Consider the following 20,925-nt stretch of genomic DNA (forward strand, 5'->3'; position numbering starts at 1 on the left):
AAAGTGGTTATCATCAAATGTTTGAAGTTTAAATCCATTCACTTTATTCTGGATTAATCATCTTATCGCTAAGCATCATTCTTTCAGAAATCTTTTCAAGGCTTTTTCTACGCTTTTTCGTATTATTTCTCTTTCTCACTAGCAGGCATAGTATTATAGCCCTCTAGAAAAAATGCACCTTTTCCTTGAGATAGAACTATCGCAAAGATTAGGAATGGAAACATAATGATAAAACGAACAATGGATTCACCATACCTAGTCTCTATTTTCATTGATAATAAATTGCTGGATGGCCGGCAACAATTCTTTATGAAGTGGTAATGTTGGGTCTGAATACGTTGCAAAATTTTTCGCGCGATCTGCTGGGGCATTTTTTAACACATGATTCATTCCGTCCATATATACAAGCTCAGCATCTGATTTTGCTTTCTTTAATGCTTCTGCATCAGTTACACCTACTTGTAAGTCGGTTGTTCCTTGGATAATTAATACTCCGCTATACACCTTTGCTAATTCACTTGCAGGGTTATATTTTAACCATGAAATCATATACGATTGAATGGAAGGACGGAAGAGAGACTGTAATTCTTGTGAAACGTTCTTAACTTGCTGACCTTTTTTCAACGATGCAAGAGCATCTGTTGATTCTTTTAGAAGCGCTGGTGTTAACTGAACTTTTAATTGCTCTAGCAGAACTTCATCTATTGGTCTTCCTGTACCTGCTATAGAAACAAAAGACTCTACTTTTGTTTTTTGTGCTGCTAGTAAACCGATCAGTGAGCCTTCGCTATGTCCAATAATATGAACACTTGAAAATGCTTTATCAGCTAACAGGGTATTAATTACTTGAACTGCATCATCTACGTATTGGTCAAAAGTTATATCTTCTTCCTTTGTTAAAAGGGATTGATTATCGCCAATTCCACGTTTATCATAGCGGACAGTTGCAATACCATCTTTCGCTAACCCCTCCGCTATCATTTTTAAGCTATTATTTTTCCCAGCTAAGGCTGAATTTCCATCCTTATCAGTTGGGCCAGAGCCTGCTATAATAAGCGCAATTGGAGATGGCTCATTGCTAGCCTTTTGAAGAGCCGCTGTTAACTCACCATTTTGAACGGGAATCTTTAACGTTTCATACGTAACTGGTTGTTCTGGCTGTTCTTTGAATGGCTTTAAGACAAGTGGGAATTTGCCACCATTTTGTTGGAACGTGGCTTCAATTTGCCCATCTTTTAATGTGCCATTAATTTCAACTACCGAGCCATTTAAGTTGATGGAAACATTCACTTGATCACCATTATATGTAATGCTTTTAAATAGATAATTCCCTTGAGCAGGTACTGATAATTTCCCGTTATCCTTTTGCATTTCAACGATAATTGGAAATGCTCCATTCGGTGTTTCAATATTCCCTTCCCATTTTCCTATTAGTTGTTCATTCATTTTATTGTCCCCTTTCGTCTCTTTACCTTTTGCTTTGTCTTCCTCCTGCGCGCACGCTGCTAATAATAAGAGTGCACAACATAAAAACAATAATTTTTTCATAATATCTCTCCCTCTACAAGGAAATGAATAACAAAATAGGTAAAAACATCACGAGTAAAATGATGTAGCTCCATTTATTCGCCATATTCACAGTCCAACCAACACCGTATTTCTTTTGCACTAATAGTGATGGATCATTTTTATTGATGTAAACAATACCCCATTTCCAGTAGCGATCATCGGCTGCAGCTGTTTCGTTTGTATGTAAATCATCAAAGCGCTCATTACTTTTACTTAATTTCCAAATAAAGAAGATCAGTCCCCCTAAAGAGACGATCATAAAAACAATAAAAAGGGGGAAGAAGTAAGGAACTGTTTGATTTTTTAAAATCACTGTCGTGTAATGTAAAACAACAAGAAGAATGGTCATATTATAATTCATCGCCGCTAAGTACCAGCTGCCATATTTACGCTGTGCAAGCTCTCTATTGGCAGAAGCTTCTTTCGCCTGTACGCTCAATTGTATTTTGGCATTTTTCATTCCAAAACTCATGATGAAGACGCTAATTTGTATCCCTAGAAAAATAAGTGGCGTTACTATTACTGAAATCCATGTTTTTTCAGTCCAACCGTCTACCTCACCTGCTGCATTCCAATGGGTAGCAAATACATCTGGGATGGCATTGTAATTCATATAAGTGAAGGTGATCAATGCTAAAGTAATAATAATTGGTAATGTGAAAAATTTAGGTGAGAGTACTTCATCTCGATCACGTATAGATAGATCTGTCACATAAACAGTTTTGACATGCGCTTCCCAATTTTCTTGTTTTTTTAGTTTTTTTATTTTTTTATGATAAAACATATAAAGCCCAGCTGATATGAGAAGCATGACAAATAGCAAGATAAAAGATAATAAAACAAATTTCTCTTCCTTAATAGACGTAAATAGTAGTAAAATTTGGCCTAAAAGAAATGCAGCTGCTATGCTCCCTACCAGCATGCAATAATGCTTTTTAAATAATTGTAATTGCTGATGTTGCACATAAGGCTCAGGAATTGAAACACCAAACACTGTTGTTTTTCTAGACAAAAATGGTGTTAATGTTTCCAGTACGCCTACAAAGATGAAGATGCTTATTAGAAAAAGCATATTTCCCCTACTTCCATTGTTTTAGAATTCGTTGAAACAAATTTGTCATCTGATCTTTTTCGAGGCCACGTGCAAATGCCTCTGCCATAATTGGTTTTAATGCATTTTCTACTTTTTCAACTTCCGTCTCTTTCAATTCTTTTTTTTGACCACCAATAATGAGAGCCTTTGCTTTCGGCTTTAATTCAATTAAACATTTTTCTTCGAGTTCGTGATAACTCTTACTTACCGTACTGACATTAATCCCTAAATCTGCAGCCATGGAACGAACTGAAGGTAATGTTTCACCATTTTTTAGCTCTCCCTTAGCAATTAACTCAATTAACTGATTTGCTAACTGTTTATAGAGCTGTAATTCACTGCTTGGATCTAAATGAATATTCATCTTATCCCTCCAATCTGTATCGTTCATCACCAAACAGAAATCTGTCATACTTAGAGTAAGACAGATTTCTTAAAAAGTCAAATTTTTCTATAAAGTGAAAATTAATCCGCGGTTCTTCTTCATTACTCTGGCTTTACGACTATAATGCGAGATAAAAAAAGGACCCAGAAAAATTCTGGATCCAAGAACACTTATTTCTATTGATTTTATCTGTATCGGTTATTGCTTCTTCTTAAGATACAGCAAAACAGAATATCCTCTGCCTCACCTTTTGCTTAAGATTTTAGAAGCTCACCCTATACAATTGTGGCGGACTTTCCTGAGATTCCTGGTCTTTGGGTGTTTGACTACTCATTCTACATCCTCCTAATCATATTAGATTAATAAGTGGTTCCGCTCTTAATATGAACCGTTTCACAGGTGTTTATTCATTTGATGCACATTTTTATTAAAGTGCCTTCGTATAGCTTGAAACACCAAGAAAAAATTTTACGCTTCTTCTTTAAAAACCTGTTGAGCTATAGTTAAAGCGTTTTGCACACGCGGAAAACCTATGTAAGGTACTAATTGTAATAATGCTTCCACAATTTCTGTCTGTGCCAAACCTGCATGTAAACCACGTTTAATATGTGTTTTTGTTTGCGGAGCAGCACCTTGTGTTACTACTGCTGTAATGACAACAAGTGCGCGACTTTTCTCATCTAGCCCTGGTCTTGAATAAACATCACCGTATGCAAATTCAATAATCATTTTTCGTAAATCTGGTGCGATGTCAGCTAGTGCATCCGCCTCAATCATTCTTGCCGCTTCTTCCGTTGTCACATACTGCTTTATTGTTTCGAACCCCTTTGTAAAACGCTTATTCATTGAAAACACCTCCCATTATCATTTAATTACACAAAAACCCCAATTCCGCGTCTCCAGAATTGGGGATTGTCCTTCACCTATGTAAGGGTCTCTTTTGCGTTTCACCCTCTGGTTCTAACGAAAAAGGAAAATGGTTTATCATAGTGCCTCACTGGACAGCTTTAATGAATATCTATGCAAAAGTCACAAGGACATGCACGCTAAAATAATCGTTAAATTAGACAAGCTTTTGCCTTTTCGATTTGGATGATTACTTGATCAAATCCTGTACCACCTAATGAATGACGACGACGAACGGCAGCTTCAGGTGCTAATACATCGTAAATATCCGCTTCGAAAAGTTCACTTTCTTTTTTCATGTCTTCAAGAGGTAAATCTAATAAGTAGATGCCCTTTTGAATACATGTGAATACAAGTTTTCCTGTCACTTCATGTGCTTCACGGAAAGGCATACCTTTTGTTGCTAAATAATCTGCAAGCTCCGTAGCATTAGAGAAGTCAGAGTGTACTGCCTGGTGCAAACGCTCTGTATTGACAGTCATCGTGCGAATCATACCTTCAAAGATTTTTAATGAACCAAGAATTGTATGGACTGTATCGAACATACCTTCTTTATCTTCCTGCATATCTTTGTTGTATGTTAACGGTGTTCCTTTAAGAACTGTTAATAAGCCCATTAAGTTTCCGTAAACACGCCCTGTTTTCCCACGAATTAACTCCGCCATATCAGGATTTTTCTTTTGTGGCATAATAGAAGATCCTGTTGAGAAGGCATCATCTAATTCAATAAATTTGAATTCATCTGTCGACCACAAAATAATTTCCTCTGCAAAACGAGATAAATGCGCCATTAATAAAGATGAATTGCTTAAAAACTCAACGATAAAATCACGATCACTCACTGCATCCATAGAATTCGCATATACCTCGCTAAAGCCTAAAAGCTCAGCGGATTTTAAGCGGTCGATTGGGAAAGTTGTGCCCGCCATGGCACCTGCACCTAAAGGCAGAATATCGATGCGTTTAAGTGACTCCATAAAACGTTGTTTATCACGCTCTAACATCCAGAAATAGGCCATTAAGTGATGCGCAAATGAGATTGGTTGTGCACGTTGTAAATGTGTATAGCCTGGAGCAATTGTTTCCACATGCTCCTCAGCTTTTTCTAGCAATGTCTTTTGGAATGTCTCTATTAAACCGATTGCTTCATTCACACGTTTTTTCAAGAAAATATGCATATCCGTTGCTACTTGGTCATTTCGGCTACGGCCTGTGTGAAGCTTACCGCCGACAGGACCAATTAAATCAATGAGCATTTTTTCTAGGTTTAAGTGAATATCCTCATTAGCAACTGTAAATTCAAGTTCCCCTGCGATTGCTTTCTCTTGTAATTGTGCAAGTCCACCAAGAATTGTCTCTACGTCAGCTGCTGATAAAATTCCTGTTGCCCCAAGCATCGTAACATGTGCAACGCTACCTTCAAGGTCTTCTAGAACAAGCTGTTGGTCAAAGCCAATCGATGCGCCGAACTCGTCCACCCATGCTTCTGCTGATTTTTGGAAACGTCCGCCCCAAAGTTTTGTCATAACAGCTCACCTTTTCCTTCATTTCTTTTTGAAAAGGTGCAGCACAGCACAAGTCTATACTACACCTTGCTTGTCAAAATTAATTGTTATTTATTTACAGAAGAGTTAACCACTGTTGGCAGACCCCATAGTTCGATGAAGCCTACTGCTGAAGCATGGTTGAATTGGTCTTCTTTAGAGTATGTTGCAAGTTTTTCACTATATAGGGAATTTGGGGATTTACGTCCTTCCACGATCGCATGACCTTTATAAAGCTTCACGCGCACAGTTCCGTTCACAAATTTTTGTGATTCAGCTAGGAATGATTCCAGTGCTACACGTAATGGAGAGAACCATAAACCATCATAAATTAATTCCGATAATTTTTTCTCAATGACTGGCTTAAAGTGCGCTAACTCTTTTACAAGTGTTAAGTCTTCAAGCTCTTTATGAGCTGTTAAAAGCACTTTTGCTCCTGGTATTTCATATACTTCACGAGATTTAATACCAACTAATCGGTTTTCTACGTGATCGATACGACCAACACCGTGTGCACCAGCTACTGCATTTAGCTCTTGAATTAAATCAGCAAGCTTCATTTCCTTACCGTTTAAAGCTACTGGCTTACCAGCAACGAATTCAAGTTCTACGTATTCCGCTTCATCTGGAGCGTTTTCAACAGAAACTGTTAAACCGTATGCTTCTTCAGGTGGAGATACCCATGGATCTTCCATTACGCCCGCTTCATTTGCACGGCCCCATAAGTTTTGGTCGATAGAGAATGGTGAATCTAATGTTGCAGGAATCGGTACATTATGTTTCATGGCATATTCGATTTCCTCATCACGGCTCCAGCCCCACTCACGTACAGGTGCTAAAACTTCTAAGTCAGGATTTAACGCTTTGATGGAAACTTCGAAACGAACTTGGTCATTCCCTTTACCTGTGCAACCATGAGCTACTGCGTCCGCACCTACTTGATTCGCAATTTCTACTAATTTTTTTGAAATTAATGGACGAGAAAGCGCCGATACTAATGGATATTTTTGTTCGTACCAAGTATGAGCTTGTAATGAGATTAATGCATATTCTTCAGCAAACTCATCTTTCGCATCTACCATATATGATTCAATTGCTCCTACTTGAAGAGCTTTGTTTTTTACGAATTCAAGATCCTTACCTTCACCAACGTCAAGACACACTGCAATAACGTCCCAACCTTGTTCTTTTAACCAAGGAATTGCTACAGATGTATCAAGACCTCCTGAATATGCTAATACTACTTTTTTATTTGCCATTAAAAATGCGCCTCCAATTAATCTATAAGATATGTATGTTTATACACTCAACTAAAAGTTTATACACGAATAGTATCATGTTATAAAAATAAAAACAAGTGTATTTTTATAAATTAATAGACTTTTATGTTTATTGTAAAAAGTGTGTCATTCCAATACTTTAAGCGCTTGTACAAACTATGAATATTTTTACTCGGAAAAACAATTTTTTACTCGCAACATGAATGTATATAATATACGTTTCAGGCAAGTAAATGGCTTTTCGGCAAAACGAGGGGGGTGATTTCCGTTCCGGATGGACGCTTTGTAGCTGCCGCTTTGCTTTCGCTACAGAAAACATTTGTTGTTGCTGTCGCTACGCTTTCGCATAGATAAAACAATTGCTGATCCCCGAGGAATCGTCCATCCTCCACTCCAAGCAACCGCTTCACTTAGCATGTATTTCTGGCATGACTCTATAATTTATTGTTTTTAAACGCTATAAAAAAAGAACCCACTGTGTAAAATGAGTTCTTATGTTAACAAAAAGATAAATATTAATTTATGTGTATAAATAAGCAAAGGTTGATTTTTCACTCCGTGTTGGCGCATTCCTCTGGTTTGTCTTCAATCTCCTTGATTGCTAAAAAAGCTAACGTCTACAATCATTGAATTCATTATGCACAACGGTTTTATTTGTTCTCAAATTATAAAACTACGAGAATAGTTATTCCCCTTTAAGCACGTGGTCGTTTATTTTTCTAGCGATCGTTTTTTGACCTTCATTGATAACTGTTAAAATGTCTTGCTTTATCGTTACTAGAACGCCGATACCACGTAAGAAAAATTCATCTTCTTTTATCGCATGTAGCTCAAGTGGCATTGTAGCTGGTAGGAAAATGTATAAACGATTATCCTCTTGTAACGCTATTTCCACTGCATGTTCAGGGTGTTCTTGAAGTTGGTATTTCCCTTCATAGCCCTGTAAAACGTTTACTGGTAAAGGCACAGCTTTATATTGCTCAGGCTTTTTCGGCAAATGGAACTCATGAGTCGTTATTGCTTTTTCAATTGCTTCACCGACCGCTATTTCATAATCTAATTCTTGCTCTTTACTGCGTAAAAATACAAAGATTCTCTTAGACTGCGGGTAAATTTTAAATGTAGTTGCATACCCTGGCCAACCGCCATTATGCCATATACATTTCCCAAGTTGTTCATCCTCGGAAATAATCCACCCCATCCCGTAAGAAAAAGGTTGTTCCACTGTAAGAGTTGAGGGCGTAAAGGCTTGCACAAGTAAAGCTTCTTTCCAAAATTGTGACTGAATAACAGCACACCCTAATTTCCATAAGTCCTCTACCGTTGAATAGATCCCGCCATCGCCAGTAATATAATTCAAACAAGTAGTACCTTTCGTTTCCTCAAATTCCGAAGGGTCCACATATTGTCCAGCATACACATCAAACACATAGCCCTGTGCAATTTCATACCTATATTGTTCAGTAAAAGTAGTTGATGTTACAGTTGTGTTCATCATCTTTAGCGGTTTAAAAATAGCTTCTTCCATATATTCAGTATAAGTTTTATTGGTCACACGCTCGATTAAAAGAGCTAATAAGACATAACCTGTATTGCTGTACTCCATTCGTTCTCCTGCTTCAAAAAGTCGAGGTGGCGCATGTTGAATTAATAGCTGCAGCACGTCTTCATTTGTAGCAAATGTAGTTTCATCCCAATTTGAAAACAATGCCATATAATCAGGCAAACCTGATGTATGATGTAGTAAGTGGCGTACAGTTATATTTGTGTAAGGTAAATGCTCGAACCATTGGTTAATGTCATCATCAAATGTTAATTTCTTTTCTTGTACTAAAAGTAAAATTCCCAATGCTGTAATCGGCTTTGATACAGAAGCTAAGTTAAAACGTTGATGGAGTTCCATAGGTGCGTGTGTTTGAATCGAGGCTTCACCATAGGCACCTTGTAATAAAACCGTCTCATCTTGTGCGAGCAGCACAGTACCATTAAACGTATCGTTAAGCTGTTCTTTCACTTTATTCCAATCCATTTGAAATTTCCTCCTCAACAATTAGATTTAAGCGCTGGATTAAGCAACGCAATTGTTCTAAATCTTCCACAGGCATTTTGCTATAAATTTTATCAATAATGAGTTCATTAATTTGCTCATCACGATGATAATACGCCTCTCCGTTTTCAGCTAACATGACAACCACTTCCCGACGATTGTTAGGATTAATATCGCGTTTTAGGTAGTTTTCTTTTTCAAGTCTCGCTACTATTTGACTCACAGCACTCGGGGAGATTTCCATGAAGTGAGCGATTTCGCCCATTGTACACTTTTTATGCTTATGTACAAAATCGATTACCATCGTTTGTTTCATCGATAAATCATCTTTAAATAGAGCCTCTTGTGCCTTCGCTAATTTTACATTCATTTCATAAGTATATTGATTAATGTCATCAACAATTTGCTTTATATTAGTCATCTTTACCAGCCTTAATGCTTTAGTTAACTTAAATGTTAAGCAATATAAATTATTTTGTCAATAAAAAGGGAATTTTAAATAAAAAAACTGTAAACACACTCAATTTTCACTTGAGTATGCCTACAGTTAATTACTTACTTTTTATTAAAAAATGACTTCCCTAAAAATTCGACGGTTGCAGGTGCCAATGCATATAGCTTGCTCGTTAACCCCATGATCCGTGGTAAATTAACCTCACGAACAGGGTGCTCGATTGTTTTTATCGTAGCTTGTGCCACTTCTTCAGCCGTTAATAAAAATCTCCCTAAAGACTCCCGATAGCCACTTTCATCACTCGCCTTGTCTAAAAAAGGTGTATCGATTGGACCTGGATGTATCGCTGTGACTTTCACATTATACGGAGCTAGTTCCATACGAAGCCCATTTGTAAAGCCAACAATCGCATGCTTGGTAGCAGCATAAACACTTGCCTTAGGTGTCGCTACCTTCCCTGCCTGTGAGCCGATGAAGATGAGTTGACCTTGCTGACGTTGTATCATAGGCGCTGCAAGACGTTTTGCTAAATACATCGGTACACTGACATTTAGCTCTACCATTTGTCTAATAGCTTCATCTGTTAATTCAGGTGCAATACCGAATTTACCTACCCCGGCAGATAAAATAGCTACATCGAGAGGCGGTAGCTGTGCACATACTTCATCGATTGTAGATAAATTAGTTAAATCTGCTTGGATCACGTTTGCACCAACGCGTTCTAATGCTTTCAATGCCACTGTATTGCGCCCTGTCGCATAAACGGAATGGCCTTGTGCTACTAATAATTCTGTTATTTTCAGTCCAACACCACTTGTTGCACCGGTCACGAAGATCGTCTTTTTATTCACGCTCATGTTTACACCTACTTTCTATGAAATAAATAAATACCTTCTTCAGATTTTGTAGATGTAATCAAATTGTTGGCCTCTAAGTAATCTAAATATCCGAGCGTTTTAGACAGTGTCAGTCCAAGCTGTCGTTGAAAAACTGCTGGGTAAAAGCGCTTCGTTACTTGTACAGCAGTTAATGATTCATCACCAAATAATTCGCAAACCTTCAAAGCTTGCTGATGCTGACGTTCTAATCGTTTATCAATTAAATCAGGAATATTGTGCAACTCTGCACCATGTCCTGTATACATTGTTTTAACGGGTAATCGTCGTAATATTTCTAGCGATTCATTATATTGTAGTAACGATTTCGTACGTCCTAATGTACGGTCTAGTGGTGGCTCAATTAACGGATTTGGTGTTATTTTTTCAAGCAATAAATCTCCACCAATTACATGGTGCGTTTTTTCATCCCAGAAGATTAAGTGACTTTGTGCGTGTCCTAATGTTTCAATAGTCTTTAATCCAGGATGTCCTGGCACTTCATCCCCATCGTTAAGAATTTGTGTTAATGGTCGTTCACCTACAAGCTCTATTTCACGACGGACATGTACACTCGGCTGGATATATTGTTGAGGAACACCATGCTCAAATAAGCGTTCACTGTAAAACTGCACATGGTAACGTAAAAAATCCTCGTCATGACGAAGCCATTTATCATTATAGGCATGCCCTAAAATTTCTGCGTTTGGAAAGGCATCCACCCAACCTGCATGATCTGGATGATGATGGGTTAACACAACCTGTTCAATATCTCGCATGTCAAAGCCCGCAGCGCGAATCCCCCATTTTAGCGCGTCATAGGCTTCCATTGTTTTTGGACCAACATCAAAAATTGTCAATGCATCGCCTTTGACAACAAATGCATTTACATCTCCTACATCATAGGGTGTTGGTATTTCTATTTTGTATGTAGACAAAAGCTGTTTCCCCCTTTATGCAACTAGTGAACAACGATTCATTCTATTTTACAAGTTTTTTTTCTTTTCGTCACCCTCCTGTTGACAGGCTGACGTCTTACCAATATAATTTTGAATAATCTAATTATTTTTATGCGTTGATGAAGCCAAGTACGTAATTGGTGAAGGTGTCTTAGAGAGTGTTACATTTGCTGAAAGTAACATCACCCACTCCCATTACCGAACCTACTTCTGAGCAGTTATGAAAACATAACCGTTTCCCTTGCGATAAAAGGGCTATGAGTTGTGCCAAATGGCAAACAAAGGTGGTACCGCGGAAACTACAGCGTTTTCGTCCTTCTTTATAAGGACGAGAGCGCTTTTTTTATCTTCATTAAGAATGCTTGGTAACGAAAGCAAAGCTACAGCTACAATTACACCAAGGCAAAATTGACTTTAAACTGGAGGTTTTATCATGAAAAAAATACTATTTATAGGTGCAGGCTCTATGGCAGAGGCATTGATTCAGGGCTGGATTAAACAAAAGGTATTTACAGCGCAAGAAATTTACGTCACCAATCGTTCAGACAAAGACCGTTTACATTTTTTACACGACACATATGGTGTAAATTGCAATTTTGATGATGCTATTTATCAGAACGCTGATTTAATCATTTTAGCGATGAAGCCTAAAGATGCCATTGCAGCGATGCGTGAGCTAAAACCTAAAATTACAGAGCAATCAGCCATTCTCTCTATTTTAGCCGGTATTGCTATTGCGACTATTATAGAACATTTAGGTGCTCGTCCAGTCGCACGCGTTATGCCTAACACTTCCGCTACGATCGGTATGTCTGCAAGTGGGATTGCATTTAATGACAAAGTGACGGCAGAACAGCGCTCCACTTTCTTACAGCTATTAGAGGCGGTTGGTTCAGTAATTGAGGTGAATGAGGATCAATTACATGCTGTAACGGCTCTTTCAGGGAGTGGCCCAGCTTATATTTATTATTTAATGGAGGCATTTGAACGGGTAGGTACAAAAGTCGGTCTCCCAAAAGATACAGTACGACTATTAATGACGCAAACGCTTGCTGGTACTGCAGAAATGCTAAAGCAATCGGTCGATGAGCCTGATGTATTACGCCGTAAAGTAACAAGTCCTGGCGGTACAACAGAAGCTGGAATTAAGGCTCTTGAACAATATCAATTTAATGAAGCGATAGAAGCATGTATTAAAGAAGCAGAAGCTCGATCCCGTTTACTTGCAAATAGTAAATAATGGGTGCAAAATATAGTATATCACTAGGGATTAGGGGGCTTTATTTTGGCTAAATTATTCGAACCTTATCAATTACAAAATATCTCATTAAAAAATCGTGTTGTGATGGCACCGATGTGTATGTACTCAGCACAGAATGATGGGCTTGTAACACCATTTCATCAAGTACATTACGCAACGCGGGCTGCTGGTCAAGTTGGTTTAATCATTATCGAAGCTACTGGTGTTGTACCAGAAGGTCGTATATCTAGTAAAGATCTTGGAATTTGGGATGACGCCCATATCGAAGGTTTACGTCAATTAGTTCAAGGAATGAAGGCGTACGGAGCAAGAACTGGCATACAGCTTGGTCACGCGGGACGTAAAGCAACTGTAGATGGCGAAATATTCGCACCGTCAGCCATTACATTTAGCGATGATTATAAAACGCCTACTGAGATGACATTAGAAGACATTGAGTATGTTGTAGAAGCTTTTAAACAAGCAGCTGTCCGAGCAGCTAAAGCAGGCTTTGATGTTCTCGAAATCCATGGTGCACATGGCTATTTAATTAGTGAATTTTTATCACCAGCAACGAATAAACGTAATGACGAGTATGGTGGTTCTCAAGAAAATCGTTATCGATTGCTACGTCAAGTCATCGATGCTATTCGTAGTGTTTGGGAAGGTCCTTTGCTTGTGCGTGTTTCCGCTGAAGACTATGCAGAAGATGGTACAACAATGGATGACTTTTTCGTCTTCAGTCGCTGGATGAAATCACAAAGTGTTGATTTAGTGGATGTTTCTACTGGTGGTGTCGTTCAAGCGCATATAAATGTTTTTCCAGGCTATCAAGTGCCTCATGCTGAAGCAATTAAGCATGGTGCTGATATTCCAACTGGAACGGTCGGCCTTATTACGTCTGCCATTCAAGCAGAGGAAATTTTACAAAACAACCGTGCTGACTTAATTTTCCTAGCACGTGTTCTTCTTCGTGAGCCCTATTGGCCACTTCATGCTGCCAAGGAATTAGGAGAAGACGTTACACCTCCAGTGCAATACGTACGTGGCTGGTAAAAATAACGGGGTAGCCGCTATTCACTATAAAGTAAAAAACAGCTTGTTGATTTATGTTAACAAGCTGTTTTCACTCAATAAAGAGATTTTGTATAATTTCTTCATCAATTGCCTTCACTAACGTCTCTGCATCATCTGCATTGCGACTTCTCCATTGACAATGGTGAAGATCCCTTGCTCACAAATTTCACAATGTGATGTACAGCCGGATTCCTCAATTTCAATATCGGATTTTTCAACTAGTACATCATAGGCATCTGCCGCACCTAGGGATAAGTTTGTAATACAAAACTCTACTCTATTTTTCAATTGCTGCGGCTCTTTTTTCTTAGTCCTTGAATTATTAAAGATCTAATGTATCTGCCAATTCCCCTTATTGTTAACTGGCATATCTTTACTCCAAAACGATTAAGATTCAGTATAAAAAAGCAACTCGCACACATTAAAAAGGAAAAATCATTGGTTTGAAAGCACATTAGTTCAGTAGGAAAGTGTTTGATTGCAGCTTGTCGTACAATTAAGGATTCCATTATACGTATCCGTAGTTCCGGAAGCTTAAGGCAATCGATGTCTCGTCGTGGAAACTGTTGGGATAACGCCACCTCAAGAATCCTGTTTTGGCCATTTTAAAGATGAAACAAATTCTAGGAATGTGAAACGCTCCAAGATGTAAGTATTAAATTATATTTTTGTTGAAAAGTCTGTTCCTAATTTACTACTATACTTGTTAGCAAGTCATATATGTCTAATTCTTGAACTTCTAGATTAGAGTACGCCCCATGATTCTCAGCTGTTACAACAGATAAAAGGTAATTATTTCTTATTATTGTTGTAAAATATCCCCATCCTGCGCTATCTAATTTATCATTAATTGGAATATTAAGCGTATTAGGTTCGAAAATAAAACCAGTTCCTATAGCTTTTAAATATGCTTCTTTCCTCGTCCATATTTGATAAAAGAGCTTTTTCCACATTTCTTTTGGGGACGCTTGTAAAAAGAGCATTTCGTCATTACTAAGTACTTGTTTTATTATATCAAGATGAATCTCTTTCATAAATTCTACATCTATCCCAACTGCTCGATTAGCTATAGCGCAAGCTACAATCCCTTCTGAATGGGTTAAATTAAAATCTAAGTTGGTATTTTCTTCTTCTCTCACATTTTTTAAATACAGCTTTCCATATTGTTTTTTTCGAAATGTTATATCTGACAAATCCAGGGTTAAATGTTTACTAATAACAAATTTCAACAAAAGACGACCAATTATAAATTCCTTTTTTTTGAAATCTACTTTGTAACTTTTATAGGTTGTCTGCTCTTCTAAATCTAACAATTTCACCCAAGAGCTAATATCCTCTAGCTTTAGACTTTTGGGTATTGAGAGCCAATATACTTTAATCATGTCCATACTGTATCACCCGAATTAATGTTACTTACATTAGACACTTATTTAGAATACTTCCTATCCTAGTGGTATTAGTAAGAGGAAACATATGTCCACCGTCAATGACATGGAAAGTTGAATTTTCAAAATATTTTTCCCATTCCTTCATTATCTTAGGGGTAGCAAATGGATCGTTCTCTCCACTAAAGATATGGGTAGGTGTTTCAATAGTTCTAGAGCAATCATATACATGACTTTCCACTGCAAAAAAATCATTACGAAAAATTGGAAAAAAATATTCTAATAATTCTTTTTCTTGTAGTATCTCTTGACTAAGGCCACCAAGTGATTCGATGTACTCTAGCAATTCGTCATCATTTAAGTGTGAAACCTTTCTTTTTTTATAATGTGGAGGTGCTATACCTGAAATAAATATGACTTCAGGATATACTCCTCTCTTCTCTAGCCTTTGGGTTAGTTCATAAACAATTATTCCCCCCATACTGTGACCGAATAATGCAAAGGATTGGTTGCTGAAACGCTCTAATAAAATCTCTTCGTACAGTTCAACTTGCTTAATAATATTATTAATCAATGGAGAAGTATTAGTTCCATGTCCCGGAGGTTCAACGGCAAAAATATCCCAATTAGATTCAATGGCTTGAGAAAGTGGGCGATAAGATGGAGAATATCCTCCAGCAAACGGAAAGCAAATTAGTGTTTTAGTTCCTTGGGTAGCTTTAAGCAATTTTAATGTTTCAATCATTTTATGAAAGGTTCTCCTTTATATCTCTATACCTAATAAATTTATTTACTTGGTCAAATTATAACGTTTAAACATTTTAATTAATTTCAAAGTATTATCGTTTAAGGCAAAAGAGTTAAGCTCTCTTCCTCAAGAATAGTTCCAACCCCATTTGACATAGCACCATTATAATAAAATGCTGCTATTGCTATATCAAAAATTGCCATTCCCATTGGGTTAAACATAATAGCTTCTTTTAAAGGTAACCTCTCCATCTGATTGTTACAAACTACATCTATAATAGAATAAGTATCCTCCTTTTGTAACCCTCTTGTTTTATACATTAATTCTATATCCGTATTTTCTCGACATACTTCTTCCCATTCATCTACTATTATAGAATTTGTGTAATTTAGTATACTAGGTTGAAAGTCACGTAGAGATACATTCAGTAAAAGAGAGTTTCTCTTTGGTTCTTTGTCTACATATCTACTTGAAGAGACTGTACAAGTAATAAAGATATCGGCATTAGAGTAGGCTTCCTCCCATGATTCAGCAATAATTACGCGATCTTTGAGTTCGCCTGGAATTAATTCAGATTTTATTCCACCAATATCATATAGAATAATTTCGGAAATCCTATCCCCTAAAAGTGAATTGATCATGTTTAAGTGTAGTTGACCTATTGGACCAAAACCTATGATTCCTACAGTAATATCTTGAAGAAGTCGTGATTTATCGAAATATTTTATCATTAGTCCCGATACAGAAGCTGTTCTTACACCACTTATCAAAGCGGTGTTAAAGAATGCCAAAGGCTTTCCCGTTTCGGAGTGGTTTAAAATTGTAACAGAATGAGCACGCTTCAAACCTTGATGTATATTATTCGGAAAACTTGAGATCCATTTAATACCGGCAAAATTTGTAGTACCACCAATATAGGCTGGCATAGCTATAATTCTATTATTGAAATCATTGTAACGTAAATAAGGTTTAATGGGTTGATCGAAATCTCCTACTTGCAAAGCATGCACTGCTTGCTCAATTACTTCTATTGTTTTGTTCCAGTCAATGCCCAAAGTTTCAATGTCTTGCGTATTTAAGTACAACATTTTTATCCACATCCTTTATATATAGTTGCTCTTATAGCTTTACCATGAAAGACTCTATTATAAATGTTGAAGTTGTATTTTTAACCAATTGACCCACTCCTGGTTATACACTGTATCTGTATATGGCATACCACTATCTGGACAAAGAAAGACTACATTTGGTTTCGTTGAAAAATGAACCTTTTGGAAATATTCTTGAACTGCAAAATATACACTTCCCGATGAGGCTCCTGCAAATATAGAGTGTTTGTTTAATAATTCGTGGCAACCTTCAATTGCTCTAACTTCTTCTACATGTATAACATCATCAATTAATGCATGTTTAAGTATGGAAGGTTTTATACTTGAACCAATTCCCGGTAAATATCTTTTCCTCGGAACATTCTGAAATATCAAGGACCCTTCACTATCAACAGCTATTACTTTAATTTGAGGAAAAGTCTTTTTTAAGCGTTGAGAAATACCAGATATTGTTCCACCAGTGCCTACACCGATAAAGGCATAGTCAAGTCTATTAAAATAACCAGCTAACTCCTTACCTGTACCTTCGTAGTGAGCCAAAAAGTTATCGTCATTTTCATATTGGTTAGTCCAATATGAAGTGGCGATTTCTTTACATAATTCATGGACTTTTTCAAGTCTAGAAATCAAAAATCCCCCAGTCTCATCTCGATTTGTAATCTTAACTACTTGATGTGAAAGTATTCTTAAAATATTTTCATATGCTGGATTTATATTAGAATCAATCACCGGGATAAACTTTATCCCTATTTTTTTACATAATATAGCTAGAGATACAGCTAGGTTACCAGAGGATGATTCAATTACAGTTGATTGCTCAGTAATATCTCCCCTTTCAATAGCAGATTTCAGTATATTATAGGCTGTTCGCGCTTTGATATTATTCATTAAATTATGGTACTCTAACTTAGCAAATAAATTAATGTAATCATTTTCAATTTTTACAATAGGAGTGTTCCCGATATAAGGCTCTAATTCTTTTAATTTTTTTAGCATGTCTCAAGACACCTTTCTTTTTGATTGTAAACGATTAAAATACAAATTTATCAAGAACAGCAAATGACCCTTGAATAATAATGAAGATGAGTAGTTAACTTTTGAAGATATAAAGGAAAAATAAAAACCGTACAATAAAGCTTTCATAGCTAAATTGTTTGTAGATTTACAAGACCTCTGGTTACGGTATTAATTTCTTTATAGAATGTGTTTTTAAGTCTGTTTATACTAGTATCATCAAAATAATTGCCAGCATAATTAAAGTAAAGAGATAACTGACCATCTTTAATATAGCTTAATATAATAAGCTTATATGGTACTTCTCTAGTTATCGGTTGTTCTAGAAAAGTTGTTTTGACTGAATGCCAATCAGTCCACTCATTTATATCATTGTCTAATACACCATGATAATTTAGTAGTATCTCTGGCGTTTGATAATTGTTAAACGCTTCACGGGTTTCTTGATGTTCATCTAAATACCGAAGTATATTAAATGAATTACCTCTATGAGGCATACTATTAAGCTGATTTTTTATTAAATTATTAGTCGTACCAAAGGATTCTTCTTCTGTAACTTTCGATACAAATGGGAAATTATTCACAAAATATCCGACTGTTCGACTTAAATCTAACTCAGAATCTACTATATCTCGTCCATGGCCATGGACGCTGAATATTACCTTCTCTATCTTCAGCCATTTGGCTAAAGAACGTGAAACTAACGTAAATAGGATCTCCTTTAAATTTGTTTTATAGAAGGTAGTTAAAGATGTACGCAAACTTTGTGTAACTTCTCTACTTAAAGTAAGACTAACTGTTTTAATGTCTTTATAAGTGTTACTACATGATAATTTATCAACATTTAATCTATATCCACTAATTTCATTTATAGTATTAGCCCAATATCTCCGAGCACTCGACACTTTTTCTGATTTAATAAAATCCCGGCAATTTTCTACCCATTCTTTGTATGTTGCTCCTCTATCAAAGTTAGGTTCTATTCCTTTTTCTAAAAGTTCGTATGTTTCAATTAAATCTTGTTGTAAAATGCGGTTACTAATGTTGTCAGAATAAAGATGAGATACAATCCATAGTACCCTATAAGTGTTATGTTCCCATCTAATTAATGCAGCTCTGTTCATTAATCCATTAGTAAACTTAGTCTTTTTTGCTAAACTTAGCTGTATATCCTTAAAAGCAGTTTCCTTTTCTTCCTCATTTTTGTATACTGTTAAATCGTATTGCTCAAAATTGATCTTTATGTTTTCAGACGGTTTAATTACTTGTATAAATTCATTGTCTTTATTTAGATAGGTAGCACGTAACATGTCATGATGTTTATGGAGTATCTCTATAGTTTTTTGAAGCAAATTAGGATTGATTTGCTTACTTGTTTGTAGACAAATAGGTAAGAAAAAGAATTCCGGATCATATTCTGACATTCCAAACGCCATTTTTTGGATGTGAGAAATCGGAACGTTACCGGACATGAAAGTATTGGTATTAGAGATTGAATTACTTTGTGTTGAATCTTTTTCACTTTGCTTTAATAACATATTAATATGTTCAGTTAAATCTTTAAATCTCGTATTTTTGAATAAGTCCTTTAAGTGAATAGTTACTTTAAATATTTTCCTAATGCGTGATTGTACTTGAATAAGATGTAATGATTCTCCACCCAGTTGTAAGAAATCGTTATCAAAAGAGACGTTTTCGACTCCAAGTACTTCCCTCCAAATAATCTTTAACCACTCTTCAGGTGTTTTACTATCTACACTAACCGTTGTAATCCTATTAGAATTTTTCTTATCATTGGTATCTGTTTGATTATTTGTTGATCCCCCTTCTCTACTAAACATGGAAGCTTGATCACAATTACTCCAACAAGAAACTAAATCAAAAGAATAGGTTGGGGCATGTACACGTTTACGTGCAAATTGCTTATCAAATTCTCTCCAGTTTACAATTACACCAGTACTCCATATTTTTCCCAAGCTTTCCTGAACAGTTTTCCATGCTGGCTCTTTACGATTCATTGAAGATAATATAATTTGGCTGTCATCCGTAACCATAGATTCTACAAAAGTTTTTAACACTGGATGAGGACCAATTTCTAAAAAGATATCCATTTCTTCTGAGATCAGAGTTTCAATTCCGGAAGCGAAATGAACAGTCTCCCTTAAATGTTTACACCAATAGTCTGCGTCAAGCACTTGATTCATCATAATGTTTCCTGTAAGGTTCGATACTAAAGGTATTTGCAGAGGTGTAAAAGTTATATTATCATTCATATATTTATGATAGGTATCTAAGATTGGTTCCATTAATATGGAATGTGATGCTGTAGATATTGGCAGTAGTTTATTTATTATTCCATCATTTTCCAATTGTTGCTTTAACTCTTCAATTAATGGTCTCTTACCACCGATTACAAATTGTTGAGGACCATTAATTGTTGCGATAGTAAGTTCACTATTATATTGAAGCAAATAGTTATTTATAATCTCTAATGGACTATTTACAGATAGTAATGCACCACTCTCAGTCTTTTCTTCCATTAAATATCCTCGTTTAACTAACATTAGGAGTGCGTCTTTAAGAGATAGGCCACCTGCTATACAAGCTGCCGTGTATTCGCCAAGACTATGACCTATAACATAATCGGGTCTAACTCCCCAAGATATCCAACTTTTTGCTAAAGCATATTCGACTATAAACATAGCTAATGAGCTGATGTTAATATGGTCTAAGTTTGATTTGTAATCAGAATTGAACATGTACTCTGAGAAATCGATTGGATAGTAAGGTTTTAAAATATCAAAACATTCTTCAAATATCTCTCTTATGAAAGGAGAACTTTTATAGAGTTCATATCCCATCCCACTATAGTGTGAACCTTGCCCACTGAAAAGAAATACTATTTTGTGTTTCTTATTCATTTTTTGTCCATAATTAGCATAATACTGGAAATCTGATGTTGAGCTATTACCTAATTGATGACAAATTTCCTTTAATCTCTCCTTATTTTCAGCAACAATTGTGAGACAATGATCAAAAGTTACTCGACCAACGTGAAGTGTAAAAGCTAGATCCCCCAAATTTTGTTTTGGTTCTAAATCTAAATGCCTACCAAGGTTCATTACAGCATTTTGTAGTGCTTTTTGACTTTTAGCAGATAAAGTAAACAGATGATGTGAACGTTCTTCGATCCCAATAGAATTTTTTTGATTCATAAAATCATCCTTAAATGTTTTTTTG

At 36.2% G+C, this 20,925-nt stretch carries 19 protein-coding genes; 2 read left to right on the top strand and 17 right to left on the bottom strand.

What is annotated here, in order from left to right; translation table 11 throughout:
- Positions 1-122: 122 nt before the first annotated feature.
- From ACFTQ7_RS02635 to ACFTQ7_RS02685, 11 genes are all read right to left on the bottom strand, one after another.
- A complete protein-coding gene (locus ACFTQ7_RS02635; RefSeq protein WP_386827114.1) occupies positions 123-371 on the bottom strand; it encodes a DUF3784 domain-containing protein in 249 nt (82 codons plus the stop codon).
- Positions 256-1,548 carry an alpha/beta hydrolase gene (locus tag ACFTQ7_RS02640; protein ID WP_386827115.1) on the bottom strand — a complete coding sequence of 431 codons (1,293 nt, stop codon included), beginning with the start codon at positions 1,546-1,548 and terminating at the stop codon, positions 256-258. The genes ACFTQ7_RS02635 and ACFTQ7_RS02640 overlap by 116 nt, the downstream gene beginning before the upstream one ends.
- A 13-nt stretch (positions 1,549-1,561) precedes the next feature.
- Positions 1,562-2,641 (bottom strand): DUF1648 domain-containing protein, encoded by a 1,080-nt coding sequence (locus ACFTQ7_RS02645; protein WP_386827116.1) that lies wholly within the window; start codon positions 2,639-2,641, stop codon positions 1,562-1,564.
- Between the two features lie 7 nt (positions 2,642-2,648).
- Positions 2,649-3,026 carry a GntR family transcriptional regulator gene (locus ACFTQ7_RS02650; RefSeq protein ID WP_386827117.1) on the bottom strand — a complete coding sequence of 126 codons (378 nt, stop codon included), beginning with the start codon at positions 3,024-3,026 and terminating at the stop codon, positions 2,649-2,651.
- Positions 3,027-3,515: 489 nt separating this feature from the next.
- Entirely contained in the window at positions 3,516-3,893 is a 378-nt protein-coding gene (locus ACFTQ7_RS02655) for a carboxymuconolactone decarboxylase family protein (RefSeq protein ID WP_386827118.1), read from the bottom strand.
- A gap of 212 nt (positions 3,894-4,105) precedes the next feature.
- A complete protein-coding gene (argH, locus tag ACFTQ7_RS02660; protein ID WP_386827119.1) occupies positions 4,106-5,479 on the bottom strand; it encodes an argininosuccinate lyase in 1,374 nt (457 codons plus the stop codon).
- An 86-nt stretch (positions 5,480-5,565) separates the two neighbouring features.
- The gene (locus ACFTQ7_RS02665; RefSeq protein WP_079562025.1) at positions 5,566-6,756 is read right to left on the bottom strand and encodes an argininosuccinate synthase; all 1,191 of its coding nucleotides are present in this window, start codon (positions 6,754-6,756) and stop codon (positions 5,566-5,568) included.
- 706 nt (positions 6,757-7,462) lie between these two features.
- Entirely contained in the window at positions 7,463-8,806 is a 1,344-nt protein-coding gene (locus tag ACFTQ7_RS02670; RefSeq protein WP_386827120.1) for a serine hydrolase domain-containing protein, read from the bottom strand.
- Positions 8,793-9,245: a MarR family winged helix-turn-helix transcriptional regulator gene (locus ACFTQ7_RS02675; protein ID WP_386827121.1), complete on the bottom strand. Its 453-nt coding sequence runs from the start codon at positions 9,243-9,245 to the stop codon at positions 8,793-8,795. Before ACFTQ7_RS02675 ends, ACFTQ7_RS02670 begins: the two co-directional genes overlap by 14 nt.
- Before the next feature lie 134 nt (positions 9,246-9,379).
- Positions 9,380-10,135 (bottom strand): SDR family NAD(P)-dependent oxidoreductase, encoded by a 756-nt coding sequence (locus ACFTQ7_RS02680; protein ID WP_386827122.1) that lies wholly within the window; start codon positions 10,133-10,135, stop codon positions 9,380-9,382.
- 8 nt (positions 10,136-10,143) lie between these two features.
- Entirely contained in the window at positions 10,144-11,091 is a 948-nt protein-coding gene (locus tag ACFTQ7_RS02685) for an MBL fold metallo-hydrolase (RefSeq protein WP_386827123.1), read from the bottom strand.
- Positions 11,092-11,545: 454 nt separating this feature from the next.
- Here ACFTQ7_RS02685 and proC point away from each other — a divergent pair, with 454 nt between their 5' ends.
- Together proC and namA are read left to right on the top strand one after the other, a co-directional pair.
- On the top strand, positions 11,546-12,352 hold the full coding sequence (gene proC / locus ACFTQ7_RS02690; protein ID WP_386827124.1) for a pyrroline-5-carboxylate reductase: 807 nt from the start codon (positions 11,546-11,548) through the stop codon (positions 12,350-12,352).
- A 45-nt stretch (positions 12,353-12,397) separates the two neighbouring features.
- Positions 12,398-13,408, top strand: a complete 1,011-nt coding sequence (namA, locus tag ACFTQ7_RS02695; RefSeq protein WP_386827125.1) for an NADPH dehydrogenase NamA — start codon at positions 12,398-12,400, stop codon at positions 13,406-13,408.
- A 117-nt stretch (positions 13,409-13,525) separates the two neighbouring features.
- On the opposite strand, the gene ACFTQ7_RS02700 is transcribed toward namA, so the two are convergent.
- From ACFTQ7_RS02700 to ACFTQ7_RS02725, 6 genes are all read right to left on the bottom strand, one after another.
- On the bottom strand, positions 13,526-13,717 hold the full coding sequence (locus ACFTQ7_RS02700) for a DUF1450 domain-containing protein (RefSeq protein ID WP_386827126.1): 192 nt from the start codon (positions 13,715-13,717) through the stop codon (positions 13,526-13,528).
- Positions 13,718-14,115: 398 nt separating this feature from the next.
- Positions 14,116-14,817, bottom strand: a complete 702-nt coding sequence (locus ACFTQ7_RS02705; protein ID WP_386827127.1) for a 4'-phosphopantetheinyl transferase family protein — start codon at positions 14,815-14,817, stop codon at positions 14,116-14,118.
- 25 nt (positions 14,818-14,842) lie between these two features.
- Complete coding sequence (locus ACFTQ7_RS02710) at positions 14,843-15,559, bottom strand: thioesterase II family protein (protein ID WP_386827128.1); 717 nt, start codon at positions 15,557-15,559, stop codon at positions 14,843-14,845.
- Positions 15,560-15,660: 101 nt separating this feature from the next.
- Positions 15,661-16,650 carry a 2,3-diaminopropionate biosynthesis protein SbnB gene (gene sbnB, locus ACFTQ7_RS02715; RefSeq protein WP_386827129.1) on the bottom strand — a complete coding sequence of 330 codons (990 nt, stop codon included), beginning with the start codon at positions 16,648-16,650 and terminating at the stop codon, positions 15,661-15,663.
- A 57-nt stretch (positions 16,651-16,707) separates the two neighbouring features.
- Positions 16,708-17,667 (bottom strand): 2,3-diaminopropionate biosynthesis protein SbnA, encoded by a 960-nt coding sequence (gene sbnA, locus ACFTQ7_RS02720; protein ID WP_386827130.1) that lies wholly within the window; start codon positions 17,665-17,667, stop codon positions 16,708-16,710.
- 149 nt (positions 17,668-17,816) lie between these two features.
- Positions 17,817-20,900, bottom strand: coding sequence for a condensation domain-containing protein (locus ACFTQ7_RS02725; RefSeq protein WP_386827131.1), 3,084 nt, complete (start codon positions 20,898-20,900; stop codon positions 17,817-17,819).
- Between the last annotated feature and the right edge of the window lie 25 nt (positions 20,901-20,925).

The sequence above is a fragment of the Lysinibacillus sp. NPDC056959 genome (assembly GCF_042674095.1).
Lineage (GTDB): Bacteria > Bacillota > Bacilli > Bacillales_A > Planococcaceae > Lysinibacillus > Lysinibacillus zambalensis.

Bases quoted from the DNA above. Each gene is read 5' to 3' on its own strand.
- ACFTQ7_RS02650 (WP_386827117.1), bottom strand. From the start codon at position 3,026: ATGAATATTCATTTAGATCCAAGCAGTGAATTACAGCTCTATAAACAG.
- ACFTQ7_RS02655 (WP_386827118.1), bottom strand. From the start codon at position 3,893: ATGAATAAGCGTTTTACAAAGGGGTTCGAAACAATAAAGCAGTATGTG.
- ACFTQ7_RS02645 (WP_386827116.1), bottom strand. From the start codon at position 2,641: ATGCTTTTTCTAATAAGCATCTTCATCTTTGTAGGCGTACTGGAAACA.
- ACFTQ7_RS02725 (WP_386827131.1), bottom strand. From the start codon at position 20,900: ATGAATCAAAAAAATTCTATTGGGATCGAAGAACGTTCACATCATCTG.
- ACFTQ7_RS02680 (WP_386827122.1), bottom strand. From the start codon at position 10,135: ATGAGCGTGAATAAAAAGACGATCTTCGTGACCGGTGCAACAAGTGGT.
- ACFTQ7_RS02635 (WP_386827114.1), bottom strand. From the start codon at position 371: ATGCCCCAGCAGATCGCGCGAAAAATTTTGCAACGTATTCAGACCCAA.
- proC (WP_386827124.1), top strand. From the start codon at position 11,546: ATGAAAAAAATACTATTTATAGGTGCAGGCTCTATGGCAGAGGCATTG.
- ACFTQ7_RS02670 (WP_386827120.1), bottom strand. From the start codon at position 8,806: ATGGATTGGAATAAAGTGAAAGAACAGCTTAACGATACGTTTAATGGT.
- ACFTQ7_RS02675 (WP_386827121.1), bottom strand. From the start codon at position 9,245: ATGACTAATATAAAGCAAATTGTTGATGACATTAATCAATATACTTAT.
- argH (WP_386827119.1), bottom strand. From the start codon at position 5,479: ATGACAAAACTTTGGGGCGGACGTTTCCAAAAATCAGCAGAAGCATGG.
- ACFTQ7_RS02710 (WP_386827128.1), bottom strand. From the start codon at position 15,559: ATGATTGAAACATTAAAATTGCTTAAAGCTACCCAAGGAACTAAAACA.
- ACFTQ7_RS02705 (WP_386827127.1), bottom strand. From the start codon at position 14,817: ATGGACATGATTAAAGTATATTGGCTCTCAATACCCAAAAGTCTAAAG.
- sbnA (WP_386827130.1), bottom strand. From the start codon at position 17,667: ATGCTAAAAAAATTAAAAGAATTAGAGCCTTATATCGGGAACACTCCT.
- sbnB (WP_386827129.1), bottom strand. From the start codon at position 16,650: ATGTTGTACTTAAATACGCAAGACATTGAAACTTTGGGCATTGACTGG.
- ACFTQ7_RS02665 (WP_079562025.1), bottom strand. From the start codon at position 6,756: ATGGCAAATAAAAAAGTAGTATTAGCATATTCAGGAGGTCTTGATACA.
- ACFTQ7_RS02640 (WP_386827115.1), bottom strand. From the start codon at position 1,548: ATGAAAAAATTATTGTTTTTATGTTGTGCACTCTTATTATTAGCAGCG.